At 56.8% G+C, this 20,034-nt stretch carries 14 protein-coding genes; 11 read left to right on the top strand and 3 right to left on the bottom strand.

Features of this window, described 5'->3' with window-relative positions:
• The first annotated feature begins 21 nt into the window (after positions 1-21).
• Genes xdhA through xdhC form a run of 3 tightly spaced genes read left to right on the top strand, consistent with a single transcriptional unit; the run spans position 22 to position 3,682 of the window.
• Positions 22-2,325: a xanthine dehydrogenase molybdenum-binding subunit XdhA gene (xdhA, locus tag AOY23_RS08370; RefSeq protein WP_054178916.1), complete on the top strand. Its 2,304-nt coding sequence runs from the start codon at positions 22-24 to the stop codon at positions 2,323-2,325.
• Between the two features lie 5 nt (positions 2,326-2,330).
• On the top strand, positions 2,331-3,206 hold the full coding sequence (gene xdhB / locus AOY23_RS08365; protein ID WP_054178917.1) for a xanthine dehydrogenase FAD-binding subunit XdhB: 876 nt from the start codon (positions 2,331-2,333) through the stop codon (positions 3,204-3,206).
• On the top strand, positions 3,203-3,682 hold the full coding sequence (gene xdhC / locus AOY23_RS08360; RefSeq protein WP_054178918.1) for a xanthine dehydrogenase iron sulfur-binding subunit XdhC: 480 nt from the start codon (positions 3,203-3,205) through the stop codon (positions 3,680-3,682). The genes xdhB and xdhC overlap by 4 nt, the downstream gene beginning before the upstream one ends.
• Positions 3,683-3,722: 40 nt before the next feature.
• Here xdhC and AOY23_RS08355 read toward each other — a convergent pair whose 3' ends face one another.
• On the bottom strand, positions 3,723-5,501 hold the full coding sequence (locus AOY23_RS08355) for a sigma-54 interaction domain-containing protein (RefSeq protein WP_054178919.1): 1,779 nt from the start codon (positions 5,499-5,501) through the stop codon (positions 3,723-3,725).
• A 490-nt stretch (positions 5,502-5,991) separates the two neighbouring features.
• Here AOY23_RS08355 and ygeW point away from each other — a divergent pair, with 490 nt between their 5' ends.
• From ygeW to arcC, 5 genes are all read left to right on the top strand, one after another.
• The gene (gene ygeW, locus AOY23_RS08350) at positions 5,992-7,179 is read left to right on the top strand and encodes a knotted carbamoyltransferase YgeW (RefSeq protein WP_054178920.1); all 1,188 of its coding nucleotides are present in this window, start codon (positions 5,992-5,994) and stop codon (positions 7,177-7,179) included.
• 61 nt (positions 7,180-7,240) lie between these two features.
• A complete protein-coding gene (dpaL, locus tag AOY23_RS08345; RefSeq protein ID WP_054178921.1) occupies positions 7,241-8,440 on the top strand; it encodes a diaminopropionate ammonia-lyase in 1,200 nt (399 codons plus the stop codon).
• 63 nt (positions 8,441-8,503) lie between these two features.
• Positions 8,504-9,715 (top strand): YgeY family selenium metabolism-linked hydrolase, encoded by a 1,212-nt coding sequence (locus tag AOY23_RS08340; protein WP_054178922.1) that lies wholly within the window; start codon positions 8,504-8,506, stop codon positions 9,713-9,715.
• Positions 9,716-9,771: 56 nt separating this feature from the next.
• On the top strand, positions 9,772-11,190 hold the full coding sequence (gene hydA, locus AOY23_RS08335) for a dihydropyrimidinase (protein ID WP_054178923.1): 1,419 nt from the start codon (positions 9,772-9,774) through the stop codon (positions 11,188-11,190).
• Positions 11,191-11,208: 18 nt separating this feature from the next.
• On the top strand, positions 11,209-12,141 hold the full coding sequence (gene arcC / locus AOY23_RS08330) for a carbamate kinase (protein ID WP_054178924.1): 933 nt from the start codon (positions 11,209-11,211) through the stop codon (positions 12,139-12,141).
• 37 nt (positions 12,142-12,178) lie between these two features.
• Here arcC and yqeB read toward each other — a convergent pair whose 3' ends face one another.
• Positions 12,179-13,804, bottom strand: a complete 1,626-nt coding sequence (gene yqeB, locus AOY23_RS08325) for a selenium-dependent molybdenum cofactor biosynthesis protein YqeB (RefSeq protein WP_054178925.1) — start codon at positions 13,802-13,804, stop codon at positions 12,179-12,181.
• Between the two features lie 48 nt (positions 13,805-13,852).
• The gene (gene yqeC, locus AOY23_RS08320) at positions 13,853-14,620 is read right to left on the bottom strand and encodes a selenium cofactor biosynthesis protein YqeC (RefSeq protein WP_054178926.1); all 768 of its coding nucleotides are present in this window, start codon (positions 14,618-14,620) and stop codon (positions 13,853-13,855) included.
• Between the two features lie 34 nt (positions 14,621-14,654).
• Between yqeC and mocA the strand changes: the two genes are divergently transcribed.
• The 3 genes from mocA to ssnA all read left to right on the top strand — a co-directional run bounded on the left by mocA (position 14,655) and on the right by ssnA (position 19,989).
• Positions 14,655-15,230: a molybdenum cofactor cytidylyltransferase gene (gene mocA, locus AOY23_RS08315; protein WP_054178927.1), complete on the top strand. Its 576-nt coding sequence runs from the start codon at positions 14,655-14,657 to the stop codon at positions 15,228-15,230.
• Positions 15,231-15,553: 323 nt separating this feature from the next.
• Positions 15,554-18,658, top strand: a complete 3,105-nt coding sequence (gene ygfK, locus AOY23_RS08310) for a putative selenate reductase subunit YgfK (RefSeq protein ID WP_054178928.1) — start codon at positions 15,554-15,556, stop codon at positions 18,656-18,658.
• On the top strand, positions 18,655-19,989 hold the full coding sequence (gene ssnA / locus AOY23_RS08305; RefSeq protein WP_054178929.1) for a putative aminohydrolase SsnA: 1,335 nt from the start codon (positions 18,655-18,657) through the stop codon (positions 19,987-19,989). Before ygfK ends, ssnA begins: the two co-directional genes overlap by 4 nt.
• Positions 19,990-20,034: the final 45 nt, after the last annotated feature.

The raw sequence follows: 20,034 nt of genomic DNA, 5'->3' as shown, positions 1-20,034 counted from the left end.
AAAGATCACAAGGGGAATATTATGGATGAGCGGGAAGCCACTGCCATCGGCGAGTCGTGTCTGCGTGTGGACGCCATCGCGAAAGTGACCGGACGCGCACGATACACAGATGATTACGTCATGGCAGGGATGTGTTACGCAAAGTATGTTCGCAGTCCCATCGCCCATGGCTACGCAAGCCAGATAGACAGCACCGAAGCTCGCGCCCTGCCCGGCGTGCTGGCGGTGTTCACCTGGGAAGACGTCCCTGAGCTGCCTTTCCCGACGGCAGGCCACGCCTGGACGTTAGATCCTGAAAAACGGGATATCGCCGATCGTTATCTGTTAACTCGCCACGTGCGCCATCACGGCGATGCTGTCGCCATTGTGGTGGCCCGCGACGAACTGACAGCCGAGCGCGCCGCGCATAAGGTGAAAGTGGAGTGGGAAGAGTTGCCGGTGATCACCACGCCAGAAGCGGCAATGGCCGAGGGTGCGGTCGAGATCCACGACGGCGGCAACGTGCTGAAATCGAGCGAGATCAGTGCTGGTGATCCACAACGCGCGATTACCTCTGCGGAATACCAGTTTCAGAACCATTTTCAGACGCCCGTCGTGCAACACTGCCATATGGAAGGCGTCACCAGTTTTGCGTGGATGGAAGAAGATCAGCGCATCACCATCGTCTCCAGTACGCAAATCCCGCATCTCGTGCGACGCATTGTCGCTCAGGCGCTGGGCATGTCGTGGTCAGCGATCCGCGTCATCAAACCCTATGTCGGCGGTGGCTTTGGCAACAAGCAGGATGTGCTGGAAGAGCCGATGGCGGCGTTCCTGACTTCCCGGCTCGGCGGCATTCCGGTCAAAGTGTCGCTCAGCCGTGAAGAGTGCTTTATGGCGACCCGCACCCGCCACGCGTTTACCATTGATGCACAACTGGGCATTGAGCGTGACGGTACGCTGAAAGGCTATTGCATGGACGTGCTCTCTAACACCGGCGCCTACGCCTCGCACGGCCACTCCATCGCCGCGGCAGGCGGCAATAAAATCAGCTATCTCTACCCGCGCAGCGCCTTTGGCTATCGCGCCACCACCTGCTACACCAACCTGCCGACTGCCGGAGCGATGCGTGGCTACGGCGCGCCACAGCTCATTTTCGCGCTGGAATCACTGCTTGATGATGCTGCCACCGCACTGAAACTCGATCCGCTTGATATTCGTCTGCGCAATGCCGCACAGGAAGGCGATATTAACCCGGTCAATAAGAAAACCATCTACAGCGCCGGGCTGCCGGAATGCCTGCGCAAAGGCCGCGAGTTGTTTGAGTGGGATAAACGACGTGCCGAATGCGCTGCGCAGCACGGCAATCTGCGGCGCGGTGTGGGCGTCGCCTGTTTCAGCTATGGCTCCAACACCTGGCCGGTAGGCGTGGAAATTGCCGGGGCGAGGGTGCTGCTGAATCAGGACGGGTTTATTCACGTGCAGAGCGGTGCGACGGAAATCGGCCAGGGCGCCGACACCGTTTTCAGCCAGATGGTGGCGGAAACCGTGGGTGTTCCGGTCAACCAGGTGCGCGTGATTTCCGTGCAGGACACCGACGTAACGCCGTTTGACCCTGGCGCCTTTGGCTCCCGCCAGAGCTATGTCGCCGCCCCGGCGTTGCGCGAGGCCGCACGCCAGTTGCGGGAGAAAATCATTCTTCATGCCGCGGAGATGCTGCACCAGTCGGCGCTGAGCCTGACACTGCGCCACGGCATGATTGCGATGACCGAACGCCCGGAGATGGCGCTGATTTCCGTTGCAGAAGTGGCGATGGACGCGTTCTATCACCCGGAACGCGGCGCGCAGCTCACGGCGGAAGCGTCTGTTAAAACGATCACCAACCCGCCCGCGTTCGGCTGTACGTTTGTCGATCTCACGGTGGACGTGGCGCTGTGCAAAATCACCATCAACCGCATTCTTAACGTCCATGATTCGGGCCGCATTCTCAATCCATTGCTGGCGGAAGGTCAGGTGCATGGCGGCATGGGGATGGGGATTGGCTGGTCGGTGTTTGAAGAGATGATCATCGACGAAACCAGTGGTCTGGTGCGCAATCCGAATCTGCTGGATTACAAAATGCCCACCATGATGGATCTGCCGACGCTGGAAAGCGCCTTTGTCGACAGCTGCGAACCGCAGTCCGCCTACGGGCATAAATCGCTGGGCGAGCCGCCGCTGATTTCCGTTGCCGCCGCCATACGTAACGCGGTGCTGATGGCGACGGGTGTCGGGATCAACACCCTGCCACTCACGCCGAAACGCCTGTTTACCGCGTTTCGTCAGGCCGGATTGATTGAGGGATAATCGCTATGTTTGATATCGAAACGTACCACCGCGCCGCGAACCTGCAGGATGCCGTTACCCTCGCCGCCGGGCATCCGGAAGCCCGGCTCATCGCAGGCGGCACGGATGTACTTATTCAGCTTCACCATCTGAACGACAAATACCGCCACGTGGTCGACATTCACGGGCTGGATGAACTGCGCGGCATTACCCGCAACGACCACGGCGACATCCGCATTGGCTCCGGGACAACCTTTACCGAACTGATTGAAAGCCCGCTGATCCAGCAGTACCTGCCAGCGCTGGCGGCTGCGGCCACGTCGATTGCCGGGCCGCAAATCCGTAATGTCGCGACCTACGGCGGCAACATCTGTAACGGCGCCACCAGCGCGGATTCCGCCACACCATCGCTTATCTACAATGCCTCGCTGGAGATTATCTCAACCCAGGGGACACGCTTTACCCCGGTGCGCGGCTTCCACACCGGTCCGGGCAAAGTGGCGTTGTCGCCAGGCGAGATCGCCGTCGCCTTTCATTTTCCGGCGCAACCCACGACGGGCACCGGCAGCGCCCATTTTAAATACGCGATGCGCGATGCGATGGACATCGCCACGATTGGCTGCGCGGCCTGGTGCCACATTGCCGACGGCGTTTTCCGCGAACTGCGGCTGGCCTTTGGCGTCGCCGCGCCGACGCCGATCCGCTGCGAACAGGCTGAACTCGCCGCACAGAATGCGCCCGTCAATGCGCAAACACTGAGCGCAGTCTGCGAAGCGCTGTTACAGGATGTCTCTCCGCGTTCGTCGTGGCGCGCAGCAAAAGATTTCCGTTTACACCTGATCAAAACCATGGCACAGCGCGTGATAAGCGACGCGGTGGCCCACGCGGGAGGCGTATTATGAATCATGCATCATGGGTGACCGTGGAATGTGCCATTAACGGCGCGCCGTATCAGTTCACGTTGTCTCCGGCGACGCCGCTGTCAGAATTGCTGCGTTCGCATGGGCTGCTCAGCGTCAAACAGGGCTGCTGCGTCGGTGAGTGTGGCGCCTGTACCGTACTGGTTGACGGCATTGCGGTAGACAGTTGTCTCTATCTGGCGGCATGGATTGACGGTAAGCAGATCCGCACGCTGGAGGGGGAAGCCGTGGGCGGGAAACTGTCGCGGGTGCAGGAAGCATTCACGCAATCTGGCGCCGTGCAGTGCGGTTTTTGCACGCCAGGGCTGGTGATGGCGACCACCGCGCTGCTGGCAAAACCTCACGTCAAACCCTTCACGGTGCAGGAAATTCGCCGCGGGCTGGCGGGAAATCTGTGCCGCTGCACCGGCTATCAAATGATTGTTGAGACCGTTCAGGCCTGTGAAGAAGAGCAATAACGAAAACCGGGCAGGTGCAAACCGCACACCTGCCCGATCCTCAGGCGCTCATTAGCTCGTACTTCTTTATTTTGCGATACAGTGTGGCGATGCCGATCCCCAGCTCATCCGCCGCCTGTTTTTTATTGCTGTAGCGGGATAACGCCTCGCGGATCATCTGTTTTTCCATCTCTTCCAGCGGCGTCACGCCCTCTTCCTCTTTCTGGTTGTAGAGCACCGTCACGCTTGCCGTCTCCTGCTCGGGCAGCCTGCCGCTGTTCACCAGGTTTGGCGGCAGGAAGGAGAGATCGATAACCTCACCGGACGGCACCACGTTCACCAGATACTCAATCAGATTGCTCAGCTCACGCAGGTTGCCCGGCCAGCGATACCGCTTGAGCAGCGCAATCACTTCCGGCGCAATACCGGGGTAAACCAGATCCAGCCGCCGGGTGTGCAGATGGAGGAAATAGTGGATCAGCAGTTCGATATCTTCCTGCCGCTCACGCAGCGGTGGCAGCCGCAAAGGAATGACGTTCAGACGATAGTAGAGATCTTCACGGAATTTACCGTCGGCAATGAATTGCTCAAGGTTCTGATTGGTGGCGGAAATAATACGGATATCCACCGATACCGGGTTACTGGAACCTACGGGCTGGATCTCGCGTGCTTCGATGGCGCGCAGCAGTTTGGCCTGCAAGGTGAGCGGCATATCGCCGATTTCATCGAGAAACAGCGTGCCGTGGTTGGCGGCCTGCACCAGGCCGGTTTTACCGTTCGCTGAAGCGCCGGTAAACGCGCCTTTCACGTAGCCAAACAATTCGCTTTCCAGCAGTTGTTCCGGGATGGCGGCGCAGTTGATGGCGATAAAGGGTTTTGATTTACGGTCGCTCAGCTTATGAATGGCTCTCGCCACCACCTCTTTCCCGGTTCCGCTTTCGCCGACGATCAGCACGCTGGAGGGGCTGGGGGCGATGCGACTAATCAGGTTTTTCAGGATCCGCATCGGGCGGCATTCACCGACCAGATGTTCAATCTGCGGTTCGTCCTGCACCGGCGCCAGCGTGGATGAGGAGTGTGACTGATGAAAGGCCATTAAAAACAGCTGCTGATCCTGAATGGAATGCAGCTGACCAATAATCAGCTCGCTATTATCATCAAATGACACCACATGCTGCATATGGCCGCTGGTAAAATTACGTTCAAAGGTCAGCGGGCGAAAATGGACATTTTTACCGAGAATATTCGCCTGCGTAACGCCAAGCACCTTTAATGCCGCCTGATTGACCATTTTCACCTGATTATCCTGGCCGACCACCAGCACACCCTGATCCATATTTTCAATCATGGTGAGAAATACTTTACGGATATTATCGTTGCCGCTTTGGTCATCAAGAAGTCGTGATACAAATATTGACGAAACATGACGAACATAATCAGAAAACGCATGAAGATTATCAGTAATACGTTCCTGTTGCTCATGGGTCACGGCGATGAGACTAATCACCCCGACGCAGGTGTCCTGATAAATCACTGGCGTGCCGAGAAACGCTTTCTCTTTACAGTTATCTTTATTGACACACCCTTCGCAAAGCGGATCAAACCGCGAGTGCGTCACCACTTTTTCTTTCTTCGTTTCAAGAACATAACGAAGTAAACGCGAATCCGCATTCAGCTTGCGCCCGATCGATTTGCCGTATGCGCCGGTACCGGCAACACGGCACAGCGCTTCGTCGACAATCTCGACGTCCAGTTGTAATACACTGGAAAGCATGCGGGCAAAGCGCTGGATCGTGGGCTGGATCTGCATTAGAACTGATAATGTGTTTGAGGGCATCATAGCGTAACCTTTAATATCAATAACTCACTGATATTTATAGAAGTGCGATAATTGTATTTTTATGATTCCATGATACTAACTTAGCGCCAGGCAATATTGATAAAGATGCCCCTTCTTTATCATTCGTTGATAAAAATATGGAAGAAGCATCACATTTTCATATCAATATGAGAATCTTCCCGCCGTTTTTATCAATTTGGCGGAATTTATAGTTTTTGCCGATTTTATTTCCGTAACTATTCAAGAAACGAAGTTTCAGCCGAAAAAAGCCAAACGTTTTCGTTCACGAAATATAAAACAGAACCCCAGGATTTTGTGACAGACATCGCATAAACAGCCTCGTTTATTCTTCAAAAAGCCCGATTCCAGGGAACTGGCACACTTATTGTTAAGCAGTGAATATCGCTGGCAGTCGTTTCCTGGAACGTTCGTTCTTCGACTGCGCAGCCACAAGGTCATAACGCCAGTCATTCACTACCAGGACTTTACGATGAAAACAGTTAACGAGCTGATTAAGGATATCAACACACGCAACTCCCACCTGCACGAGAAAGACTTTCTCCTGACGTGGGAACAAACCCCGGATGAACTGAAGCAGGTACTGGATGTCGCGGCGGCTTTAAAAACGCTGCGGGCCGAGAACATTGCAACCAAAGTGTTCAACAGCGGCCTGGGCATTTCCGTCTTCCGTGATAACTCCACCCGCACCCGCTTCTCTTACGCCTCGGCGCTGAACCTGTTAGGTCTGGCGCAGCAGGATCTCGACGAAGGGAAATCACAGATCGCGCACGGTGAAACGGTGCGTGAAACCGCCAATATGATCTCGTTCTGCGCTGATGCCATCGGTATTCGCGACGACATGTACCTCGGCGCCGGTAACGCCTACATGCGTGAAGTGGGGGCCGCGCTCGACGATGGCTTCAAGCATGGCGTGCTGCCGCAGCGCCCGGCGCTGATCAACCTGCAATGCGACATCGACCACCCGACGCAGTCAATGGCTGACCTCGCCTGGTTACGTGAGCATTTTGGCTCGCTGGAAAACCTGAAAGGCAAGAAAATCGCCATGACCTGGGCTTACTCCCCAAGCTACGGCAAACCGCTCTCGGTACCGCAGGGGATCATCGGTCTGATGACGCGCTTCGGCATGGACGTCACGCTGGCGCACCCGGAAGGCTACGACCTGATCCCGGACGTCATTGAAGTGGCGAAAAATAACGCTAAAGCCTCCGGCGGTAGCTTCACTCAGGTCACCAACATGGCCGAGGCCTTCAAAGATGCCGACATCGTTTATCCGAAATCCTGGGCGCCTTACAAGGTCATGGAAAAACGCACCGAACTGTTGCGCGCCAGCGATCACGATGGCCTGAAAACGCTGGAAAAAGCCTGTCTGGCGCAGAATGCCAACCACAAAGACTGGCACTGCACTGAAGAGATGATGAAGCTGACCCGCAACGGCAACGCTCTCTACATGCACTGTCTGCCCGCGGATATCACCGGCGTGTCCTGTGCCGAAGGGGAAGTGACCGAAGCGGTCTTCGAAAAATACCGCATCGCGACCTACAAAGAGGCGAGCTGGAAGCCGTACATCATCGCCGCCATGATCCTCGCCCGTAAATACGCCCGCCCCGGCGTTCTGCTGGACCAGTTGCTCAAGGAAGCGCAAGCGCGCCTCAAATAACACGTCAGGCCGGCCTGCGGGTCGGTCTGTCACTCACTGTTATGAAGGATAAGGACAGAATATGTCTGCTTTCTCTCTCAAAATTGATATTGCCGACAATCGCTATTTTAACGGCGAGACGTCACCGCTCTTTTCACGCAGGCAGGCGCAACAGGCGCGGCATTTCCATCAGAAAATTACCGGCTATCAGCCGACGCCGCTGTATGCGCTGAAAGACTTGTCAGCCTTGCTGGGCGTAAAAAATATTCTCGTCAAAGACGAGTCGCAACGCTTTGGTCTTAACGCCTTCAAGATGCTTGGCGGCTCTTACGCGATCGCACGGTTGTTGTGTGAAAAATACCAGTTAAACATCAACGATTTTTCCTTCGACACCATCAAAACCACGATCAAAGAAAAAATGACCTTCGCCACCACCACTGACGGTAACCACGGTCGTGGCGTGGCATGGGCGGCCAAACAGCTTGGGCAGAACGCCGTGGTGTACATGCCGAAAGGCTCTGCGCAGGAGCGTGTCGACGCAATCCTGAAACTCGGTGCCGAATGCATCGTCACCGACATGAACTACGACGACACCGTGCGCTACACCATGAAAGTGGCGCAGGAGAATGGCTGGGAAGTGGTGCAGGACACGGCCTGGGAAGGCTACACCAAAATCCCGACCTGGATTATGCAAGGCTACGCCACCCTCGCTGACGAAGCGGTGGAGCAGATGACGTCAATGGGCATCAGCCGCCCCACTCACGTCTTCCTGCAGGCAGGCGTCGGCGCGATGGCGGGCGGCGTGCTGGGTTATCTGGTGGATGTCTACGGCGCCAGCAACCTCCACTCGGTTGTCGTGGAGCCGGAACTGGCCGACTGCATCTACCGTTCCGGCGTGAAGGGGCAAATCGTTAACGTCGGCGGCGACATGGCGACCATCATGGCCGGTCTGGCCTGTGGCGAACCTAACCCGCTCGGCTGGGAAGTGCTGCGTAATTGCGCGACGCAATTTATCTCCTGCCAGGACGCCGTAGCGGCGCTCGGCATGCGCGTGCTCGGCAACCCGTTGGGCCACGATCCGCGGGTGATTTCCGGTGAATCCGGCGCCGTTGGCACCGGCATTCTCGCCGCCATTCATTACCACCCGCAGCGCGACGCCCTGATGCAAAAACTGGGGCTGGACCGCGACTCCGTGGTGCTGGTGATCAGCACCGAAGGCGATACCGACGCGAAACATTATCGGGAAGTGGTCTGGGAAGGCAAACATCCGGCAACACGTTAATCCCACCACATTGATACATATTCGCCCCGTCAGGCGGGGCAGAAAGGACTGGAGAAATTACCGATGGCTAAGCACATTCCATTCAAACTGATTCTGGAAAAAGCAAATCACTATCAGGAAGACATGACCCGTTTTTTACGCGACATGATCGCCATTCCCAGCGAAAGCTGCGATGAAAAACGCGTGATTCACCGCATCAAAGAAGAGATGGAAAAAGTCGGCTTCGATAAAGTGGTTATCGATCCGATGGGCAACATTTTAGGTTATATCGGCCACGGTCCGCGCCTGGTGGCGATGGACGCGCACATCGATACCGTGGGAATCGGCAACATTAAAAACTGGAATTTCGATCCCTACGAAGGGATGGAAACCGATGAGCTGATCGGCGGACGCGGCGCGTCTGACCAGGAAGGTGGCATGGCATCCATGGTGTATGCCGGGAAGATCATCAAAGATCTGGGGCTGGAAGATGAATATACCCTGCTGGTGACCGGTACTGTGCAGGAAGAAGACTGCGACGGCCTGTGCTGGCAGTACATCATTGAACAATCCGGCATCCGCCCGGAGTTTGTTGTCAGTACCGAACCGACCGACTGCCAGATCTACCGTGGCCAGCGCGGTCGCATGGAGATCCGCATTGACGTGCAGGGCGTCAGCTGCCACGGCTCTGCGCCAGAGCGCGGTGATAACGCCATCTTTAAAATGGGCCCCATTCTCAACGACCTGCAGGAGCTTTCCGCGCGTCTCGGTTATGACGAGTTCCTCGGCAAGGGCACACTGACCGTCTCCGAAATCTTCTTCACTTCACCGAGCCGTTGCGCCGTCGCTGACAGCTGCGCGGTCTCCATTGACCGTCGTCTGACCTGGGGCGAAACCTGGGAAGGCGCGCTGGAAGAGATCCGCGCGCTGCCAGCCGTGAAGAAAGCGAATGCCGTGGTGTCAATGTACAACTATGACCGTCCGTCCTGGACCGGCCTGGTTTACCCGACTGAGTGCTATTTCCCGACCTGGAAAGTCGAAGAAGATCACTTCACCGTCAGAGCGCTGAGCAACGCCTATGAAGGGCTGTTTGGACAGTCGCCGGTCGTCGATAAGTGGACCTTCTCCACCAATGGCGTCTCCATTATGGGCCGCCACGGTATTCCGGTGATCGGCTTTGGTCCGGGTAAAGAGCCGGAAGCCCATGCGCCGAACGAGAAAACCTGGAAAGCACATCTGGTGACCTGCGCCGCGATGTACGCTGCCATCCCACTGAGCTGGCTGGCAACAGCGTAATCATCACCTGTAATGCCTCCCGCCACTGTCCTGGCGGGAGGCCGGAGTTTGCAGCTATGCGTGTACTGATTAAAAACGGAACGGTGGTTAACGCTGACGGAAAAGCGAAACAGGATCTGCTCATCGAAAGCGGCATTATTCGCCAGATTGCCGACCACATTTCGCCTGAACTTCCCTGTGAGGTGATCGATGCCGACGGCTGTTATGTGATGCCGGGTGGTGTCGATGTGCATACCCACTTCAATATTGATACGGGCATGGCCCGCAGCTGTGATGATTTTTTTACCGGCACCCGCGCCGCCGCGTGTGGCGGTACAACAACCATCATTGATCACATGGGGTTTGGTCCCGCCGGATGCAAACTGCATCACCAGCTGGAGGTGTATCACGGTTATGCCGCACACAAAGCGGTGATCGACTACAGCTTCCACGGCGTGATCCAACATATCAACCACGCCATTCTGGATGAGATTCCAATGATGGTGGAAGCCGGGATCAGCAGCTTTAAGCTCTACCTGACTTACCAGTACAAACTGAATGATGACGAGGTGCTGCAGGCGCTGCGACATCTTCATCAGGCGGGCGCGCTGACCACCGTTCACCCTGAAAATGACGCGGCTATCCACCGCAAACGCCTCGAATTTCTTGCTGCCGGGAAAACCGCGCCGAAGTATCACGCCCTGAGTCGCCCGGAAGAGTGCGAAGCCGAAGCCATCGCCCGCATGATCAACCTGGCGAAACTGTCAGGCAACGCGCCGCTGTATATCGTCCATCTGTCTAACGGGCTGGGGCTGGATTACCTGCGTCTGGCGCAGGCACGTCACCAGCCAGTGTGGGTGGAAACCTGCCCACAATACCTGTTGCTGGACGACCGCTGCTACGAACGCGAAGACGCGCTGAACTATCTTCTCAGCCCACCGCTGCGCAATGCGCGTAACAACGACGCGCTGTGGTGCGGCATCAGCGACGGCGCAGTCGATGTCGTGGCTACCGACCATTGCACGTTCTCGCATACGCAGCGCCAGCAACTGTCCGGCGGCGATTTCAGCCGTTGTCCGAACGGTTTACCCGGCGTGGAAAACCGCCTGCTGCTGCTGTTCTCCCACGGCGTGATGAGCGGCCGTATTTCGCCCGAACGTTTCGTGGCGCTGACCAGTGCCACACCGGCGAAGCTGTTTGGCCTGTGGCCGCAAAAAGGGCTGCTCGCGCCGGGCGCCGATGGCGACATTGTGATTATCGATCCGCGCCAGCGCACCACCATTCGCCACGCCGAACTGCATGACAACGCGGACTACTCTCCCTGGGAAGGTTTCGAATGCCAGGGCGCCATCCGGCAGACGCTCTCCCACGGCAGAGTCATTTACCACGATGGCGTCTTTTCCGGCGTTGCCGGGCAGGGCCGCTTCCTGCGCCGAAAACCGTTTACCGCACCAACATCACCCGTGGACGGGAGCGTTTCCCTGCCGGGTCAATAACCATAAAGAGAGGAATGGATGAGTAAGAAAATTGTTCTCGCCCTGGGCGGGAATGCCTTAGGCGACGACCTTGCCGGGCAGATGAAAGCGGTCAAACTCACCGCTCAGGCGATTGTGGATCTTATCGCTCAGGGACATCAGGTTGTTGTCACGCACGGTAACGGCCCGCAGGTCGGGATGATCAATCTGGCGTTTGAAGCGGCTGCGAAAACCGAAACGCACACTCCGATGCTGCCGATGTCAGTCTGCGTGGCGCTGAGCCAGGGCTACATTGGTTATGATCTGCAAAACGCGCTGCGTGAAGAGCTACTGTCCCGTGGGATGAACGTCCCGGTGGCGACGCTCATCACGCAGGTTGAAGTCGACGCTAATGATCCGGCATTCCAGAACCCGACGAAGCCGATTGGCTCCTTCTTCAGCAAAGACGACGCGGAGCAGTTGAGCCGCCAGGGCTACACCATGAAAGAGGATGCAGGTCGCGGATATCGCCGCGTCGTGGCTTCGCCGAAGCCCGTCGATATCATCGAAAAAGAATCCGTTAAAGCAATGATGGCCGCCGGTCAGGTGGTGATCACTGTGGGTGGCGGCGGTATTCCGGTAACCCGTGAAGGAAACCATCTGCGCGGCGCCAGCGCGGTGATTGATAAAGACTGGGCCAGCGCGACGCTGGCGGCGATGATTGATGCCGACATGCTGATCATCCTCACCGCCGTGGAAAAAGTGGCGATCAACTTCGGCAAACCGAACGAACAATGGCTTGATCGACTGTCGCTCAGCGATGCTGAACGTTTCATTGCCGAAGGGCATTTTGCGAAAGGATCGATGCTGCCGAAAGTGGAAGCCGCCGCGTCGTTTGCCCGTTCCCGTCCGGGGCGCGAGGCGTTAATTACAGTGCTCAGTAAAGCCAAAGAAGGGATTGAAGGTAAGACCGGCACGGTCATCAGCCAGTAACAACCGGCCCCGGAGCACCGCTACCGGGGCCATTTTTTTATGCCACCGTCACCAGTTCGCGGGTGGATTTCACGCCCTGATGCATCAGCGTCATCAGCGCTTCCAGTACCCCGCCGCCAATCGCTCTGGCTTTGTCAGAAACGCTGGTAAAATCAGCAGACGCCCCGCGCGGATCGATATCACCAATTTTAAAGCCGCTGTTCACCACCAGCCCGTCATTCAACAGCCCGCGCACCATACCCGACAGTGGCGCCAGAATGTCGGTTTCACCGATACGGGCAATCAACTCCCCTTCACTGACGATGTCGCCGAGCTGAACGCAGGCATTCATCACTCCCGCCACCGGCGCGCGGATCACGCGGCGAGACGTGTGACCCTGAATATTGCCGGGAATGCCGGTGTTTTCCTGCGCCGCGCCCTGGTAAATCACCTGCCCTAACCAGTGACCACGGTTGGTTTCGATCACCGCATGGCAGTCTTTTCCGGCGCTGAAACCTGGCCCGAGCGCAATGGTGATCGGCGCCATCTCGCGGCGTGTGCCCATGTTTTCTTTCGCCAGAATGGCATCGACCACACACCCCGGTTTCAGCAGTTCGAGCGACTGGCACAGCGGATCAATCAGTACCGGCACCACTCCGTTGTCGGCAGCACTAATGGCTTCTTCCGCTGACGCAACCCGTCGCGCCGTCACCCCTTCGACCTGCGTTTCACCCTGAAAAACCGCCTGCGCGAATGCGACGCTGCGGCGGATCACGGTCGGTTTTTCCACTTCCAGCATGATGACTTTGAACCCCGCATGCCAGAGACGCAGCGCCACACCGGTGGCGATATCGCCCGCGCCACGGATCACCACGCGCTGATGTTGTGACGGATGCGGCGCCGCCATCATCAACCCGCCTGCGGCGTGATTTTTTACCTGTAAGATCTCCGCCAGCACGCTGATGGCGATTTCATGCGGCGTTTCGGCGCCAATGTTAAACCCCACCGGCGCATGCAAACGCGCGATGTCGTTTTCATCCACACCGTTTTCCCGCATCTGCCGCAGAAAGACCTGCACCTTACGGCGGCTGGCCAGCAACCCGAGCCACGCCACCGGCTGAACAATCAGTTTATCCAGCGCTTCACGGTCTTTATTGTTGGTCGCGATCAGGACGAAGTTGTCGGGTTTGATGTCCAGTTGCTCCACCGCCGCGGAGAAGGAATCGGCATGCAGTAATTCGGCAGAAGGCGGGAAATAGTCAGGATTGAGGCTCTCCGGGTAGATATCGGCGACAGCGATTTCAAAGCCGAGCAGCGCGGCGCCTTGCGCAATCGCGCGATTAACGTGCCCGGCGCCAATCAGCACCAGACGCGGCCGTAAACCGTGAACGCTGATGTAGACCGACATCGCGCCACCGCAGTCGGAACCCACGGCATCGGCGCCATTTCGCGCCATGCGGCCATGAAACATACGCGGTTTCTTTTCTCTCAGCGCGTCGAGCGCTTCATCAATGACTTTGCGCTCCACCATTCCGCCACCGATAGTCCCGCTGATCGTCCCGTCTTCACGCACCAGCATCTGTGCGGAATGGCGCGGCGTGGAGCCCCGGCTGTCAACAATCTGCGCCAGGGCGAACGGTCGGTTTTGTTCTTCGAGTTTTGCAGCTTCTGAGAAAATATTCATAAAAACCTCAATGGATATCCCTTCAATAACGCCGGATGCCCGGCGTCGTTATCTCACCAGTCTGCGTGTAATTGCCGGGGTTTCCTGCACGGCGCCCAACCAGACGACATCGGTCTCGCCGTTATCCAGTACGGCGGAAAACAGCGGCGTGGAGAATTTCTCATTTTGAGAAATCTGGTTCAGCAGCCAGACCCGACGACAGCCTGACGGCGTGCCCTTGAACGCGCCCTGTGGGTGTTTGACCAGCCGACATAACGCCGGGAGATCCAGCGTATTCCCCGGCGCCATGCCGGTGATACGGGAAAACACCGGCCAGCGATGGACATTGTCTGGCCCCACCGGTTGCCCGAGCATTCCCCCGCCCGTGACCGCAATTACGCAATGACTGGTTTGAGGTATGCAAGGTTCGTGCTCATCTGGCGCTTTAATGGCAAAACCGTGAGCACCGTCAGCTTCGACCAGAATAACGTCGCATTCAGCACGCGCCGCCAGCGCATCGAGGGTTTCCGGGGTAAACCCGCGCACTTTGCCGACCTCCGGCAACCAGCGGGAGAAGCAGGCCATCAGCGGTTGTTGCAAGCATGCGGCAGGCAGTTGGGCGGGATCGCGACACAGCATAACGGGGCACCGTTCAGCGGGAAGGAACATATTGGTAGTGGTGGTGATCAGCACGCGTCTGCCCGCCTGACGGAAAAGATCTGCCAGCCAGAACAGCGTGCTGGTTTTTCCCCCTGCGCCGACGGCGGATATCACCAGCGGGCGAACAAATGCGCCCAAATCACAAAACAGGGTTTCACGTTGAGGTATATTTTCCATTCGCTAAACGGCTTCTGGTTATATTGAGTACGCTATGCAACAGATCGACTGTATTATTACCGCTGCGGGATTATCTTCTCGTATGGGACAGTGGAAAATGATGTTACCCTGGCAACAGGGAACAATTCTTGATGCAAGTATTAAAAATGCGATGCAGTTTTGCTCGCGTATTATTTTAGTCACCGGTTTTCGTCGCGATGAGTTACATCAGCGCTATGTGCAAAACGATAATCTTCTGCTGGTAGATAATCCTGATTATGCCGACGGGCTCTTCTCTTCCATCGCCGCAGGCGCCCGCCGGGTGGAGAGTGAATACTGCTTTATTACCCACGGCGACATCCCCTGCCTCAATGAAAAAATCTTCAGTAAACTCTGGGCGTTACGCGGTGATTACGCCCTTATTCCGCACCACAACCATACGCCAGGACACCCGGTGCTGCTCAACCAGTCCACGCTGCAAACCGCCGTGACTCAACGGCAAACCCACTCGATGCGCCACGCCTTGCTGGCCGGGAAACATCGCTGTATCGACATGGAAGAACCGGAAATCATTTTTGATATCGATACGCCGCAAGATTTTATCAACCTGCAAGATAATTATCAGGATTAATTTATCCAGTTAATCGTTTGCGCGCCCGTAAATAAACTCTTCGCAGGCGAATTTATCATTATGATAGTTAAAAATGATATTTGAGAAATATAACCCTCGCGGTGAAATGAGTGAGTGTAATTCTCATTTAACCGACGTGAGATAATTCACAAACCGACCTTAACTTTCGAGACGCTTCACATTTTTTCATTCTTCCTTCCCTCCACGGTAATAACTGGTGCGAATGTTGCTCTGACTAACCCAATCCGCCGGAGTGACTGCCATTCCGGCCATGTTGATTCCACCTGATACACCGCTGTGTATATGAAACTAAGGAGAGGGTTATGGGGGATATCATGCGTCCCATTCCGTTTGAGGAACTTTTGACGCGCATTTTTGATGAATACCAGAACCACCATTCAATTTTCGGTATTCCTGAAGAGCAGTTCTATTCACCGGTGAAAGAGCATCAGCTCAGTGTGTTTGGTGAAACCTGCGCGACGCCGATTGGCCCGGCCGCCGGGCCGCATACCCAGCTCGCGCAAAACATCATTACCTCATGGCTGACGGGTGGGCGATTCATCGAACTGAAAACGGTGCAGATCCTCGACAGGCTGGAGCTGGAAAAGCCCTGTATCGACGCCGAAGACGAGTGCTTCAACACCGAATGGTCCACTGAATTTACGCTGCTGAAAGCCTGGGACGAATACCTGAAAGCCTGGTTTGTGCTGCATCTGCTGGAAACCATCTTCCCGCTCACCCCGACCCGCGCCGGGAAATCCTTCATCTTCAACATGAGCGTGGGCTATAACCTCGACGGTATTAAACAGCCGCCGATGCAGCAGTTCATCGACAACATGATGAACGCCGCCGCGCATCCGAAATTCGCGCTCTATCGCGACACGCTGGACCGCTGGCTGCGCGATGACGCATTCCTCCGCCGCCACCAGCTTGAAGATATTCGCTTCCAGCTCGCCACACTGACGGAGCACATTCCGGCAACAATGGTTCATGGCGTCACCCTGTCGACCATGCACGGCTGCCCGCCGGACGAAATCGAAGCCATCTGCCGCTACATGCTGGAAGAGAAAGGGCTTAACACCTTTGTGAAGCTCAACCCGACGTTGCTGGGCTATCAGCGCGTGCGTGAAATCCTCGATACCTGCGGCTTTGATTATGTCGGCCTGAAAGAAGAGTCTTTCGAGCATGATCTGAAAATCGGCCAGGCGCTGGAGATGCTGCAACGTCTGATGGCGTTGGCGAAAGAGAAAGGACTCGGCTTTGGCGTGAAGCTGACCAACACACTCGGTACCATCAACAACAAAGGCGCGTTGCCGGGCGATGAAATGTACATGTCAGGCCGCGCGCTGTTCCCGCTCTCCATCAACGTCGCCGCCCTGCTCTCCCGCGCGTTCGACGGCAAACTGCCGATCTCCTATTCCGGCGGCGCCAGCCAGCTCACGATCAAAGATATTTTTGAAACCGGCATTCGCCCCATCACCATGGCGACCGATCTGCTGAAACCCGGTGGCTATCTGCGCCTGAGCGAATGCATGCGCGAGCTGGAGCAGGCCGACGGTTGGGAAATGAACCACGTTAATGTCGCCCGCCTGAATGACCTCGCGGAACGTGCCGTCAGCATGGAGTACACACAGAAACACTGGAAACCAGAAGAGCGTATTGATGTCGGCGAAAAACTGCCAATGACGGACTGCTATGTGGCACCGTGCGTCACAGCCTGCGCCATCAAACAAGATATCCCGGAATACATCCGCCTGATGGGCGAGCACCGTTACGCCGATGCGCTGGAACTGATTTACCAGCGTAACGCGCTGCCCGCCATCACTGGCCATATTTGCGATCACCAGTGCCAGTACAACTGCACGCGTCTCGACTACGACAGCGCGCTGAACATTCGCGAACTGAAAAAGGTCGCGCTGGAAAAAGGCTGGAACGAGTATCAGCAGCGCTGGCATAAACCGGCGGGCTCCGGTTCGCTGAACCCGGTCGCGGTGATTGGCGCAGGCCCGGCGGGGCTGGCGGCGGGTTATTTCCTTGCCCGTGCCGGGCACCCGGTGACGCTGTTCGAACGCGAAGAAAATGCGGGTGGCGTGGTCAGAAATATCATTCCGCAATTCCGTATTCCTGGCGAACTCATCCAGCACGACATTGATTTCGTGGTCGCCCACGGCGTTAACATCGTTTACGGCTGCGATCCGCACCTGACGGTGGATCAGCTAAAACAGGAAGGCTTCAGATATGTGCTGGTCGGCACCGGTACCGCGAAAAACAGCGGCGTGAAGCTGGCGGGCGATAACCAGAACGTCTGGAAATCGCTGCAGTTCCTGCGTGATTACAATCTCGGCACATCCTTACAGCTCGGCAAACATGTTGTCGTGGTGGGCGCAGGGAACACCGCAATGGACTGCGCGCGCACCGCACTTCGCATTCCGGGCGTGGAAAAAGCGACGGTCGTCTATCGCCGTTCGCTGCAGGAAATGCCTGCCTGGCGCGAAGAGTACGAAGAGGCGCTGCATGACGGCGTTGAATTCCAGTTCCTCAGTAACCCGGAAAAATTCGATCGCGACGGCACGCTGACTGTACGGGTGATGAAACTGGGCGAGGCCGATGAAAAAGGTCGCCGCCGCCCGGTAGAGACCGACGAAACCCGCACTATGCAGGTTGATACGCTGATCACCGCCATCGGCGAACAACAGGATGCCGACGCGCTGGGCGCGATGGGCGTCCCGCTGGATGCGCGCGGCTGGCCGGAAGTCAACGCCGACGGCGAAACCCGCAAGCCAGACGTGTTCCTGATCGGCGACGTGCAACGCGGCCCGTCTTCGATCGTCTCTGCCATCGGTAACGCCCGTAAAGCCACCGATGTCATTCTTGCGCGGGAAAACATCCGTTCGCATCACGGCGACAAACGCTGGAACAACGTCGATCCGGCAGATATCTATCGCCGCAAAGGATCTATCTCCATCGCGCTGGTGGATAAAGACGACCGCGACGCCTTCGTGGCGCAGGAAGCCTCCCGCTGTCTGGAATGTAACTACGTGTGCAGCAAATGCGTGGATGTGTGCCCAAACCGCGCCAACGTCTCCATTGCCGTGCCGGGGTTCCAGAACCGTTTTCAGACGCTGCATCTCGATGCCTATTGCAACGAATGCGGCAACTGCGCGCAGTTCTGCCCGTGGCAGGGTAAGCCCTACAAAGACAAGCTCACCATTTTCAGCCTGCCTCAGGATTTCGCCAACAGCACCAACCCCGGCTTCCTGGTCGAGGACGCGCGCGTACACGTCCGCCAGGACAACCAGACCTGGGTGCTGAACATCGATGAACAGGGCAGCTTTGAGCAGGTACCGCCGCAGCTTGACGCCACCTGCCGCATCATCAGCCATGTGCATCAGCACCATCACTATCTGCTCGGCAGCGTGGAGGTATAAGCATGTTAATTTTGAAAAATGTCACCGCCGCACAACTCTATCCGGCGATGGTGATGGAAAACGTCGATATCGCCATTGAGGGCGATATCCTCCACGACATCGGCCCCGGACTCAGCCAGCGCTATCCGCAAGCCCAGGTGAAAGAGATGCATGGCCGTCTGGTGATGCCGGGCATCGTCTGCTCGCATAACCATTTTTACTCTGGCCTGTCACGCGGTATTCAGGCCAACATCGCCCCTTGCCCGGACTTCATCTCGACGCTCAAAAATCTGTGGTGGAAACTCGATCGCGCGCTGGATGAAGAATCTCTGTATTACAGCGGGCTGGTGTGCTCGATGGAAGCCATCCGTAGCGGCTGTACCGCAGTTATCGATCACCACGCCTCGCCCAATTACATTGCGGGCTCGCTGAGCCAGTTGCGTAACGCGTTCCTCAAAGTGGGACTGCGCGGCATGACCTGCTTCGAGACCACTGATCGTAACGGCGGTCTGAAAGAGCAACAGGCAGGCGTGGAAGAGAATATCCGCTTCGCCCGTGAAATTGACAGCGCGCGTGAAAAAGGCACGGAACCCTGGCTGGTGGAAGCGCATATCGGCGCCCATGCGCCGTTCACCGTTTCCGACGAAGGGCTGTCGATGCTGCGTGAAGCGGTTAAAGCGACGGATCGCGGGTTACATATCCATGCGGCGGAAGACCGCTATGACGTCTCGCACAGCCACCATCATTACGGCAAAGATCTGCTGGAAAGGCTGGCCGACTATGACCTGATCACCAGTAAAACGCTGGTCGCGCACGGTCTTTATCTTTCTGAAACCGACATTCGTCTGCTCAATGACCACGACGGTTTCCTGGTGCATAACGCCCGTTCCAACATGAACAACCAGGTCGGTTACAACCATCATCTGACGCAAATCCGTAACCTCGCGCTGGGGACGGACGGCATCGGTTCGGACATGTTTGAAGAGATGAAATTCGCCTTCTTCAAACACCGCGACGCTGGCGGCCCGTTATGGCCAGACAGCTTTGCCCGCGCGCTAAGTAACGGCAACGCCCTGCTGAGCCGCAACTTCCACGCCAAATTTGGCCGACTGGAAGCAGGTTACAAGGCTGATCTGACAATCTGCGATTACGCCTCCCCGACGCCGCTCATCGCGGAAAACATTGCCGGTCATATCGCGTTTGGCCTCGGCGCCAGCAGCGTGAACAGCGTGATGGTCAACGGCGTCATGGTCTACGAGGACCGGCAGTTCACCTTTGATTGTGAACCTATCTTTGCCGAAGCCAGGAAGGTTGCCGCCCGGCTATGGCAACGCATGGATGCGCTGAACTAACCCTGTCCCTCCCCGCCCGCCGCGGGGAGGAGCCGAAGAGGATGA

Source organism: Trabulsiella odontotermitis (assembly GCF_001297775.1).
GTDB lineage: Bacteria > Pseudomonadota > Gammaproteobacteria > Enterobacterales > Enterobacteriaceae > Trabulsiella > Trabulsiella odontotermitis.
Note: the sequence above shows the minus strand (reverse complement) of the source record. Positions and strands in the feature narration are given on the sequence as shown.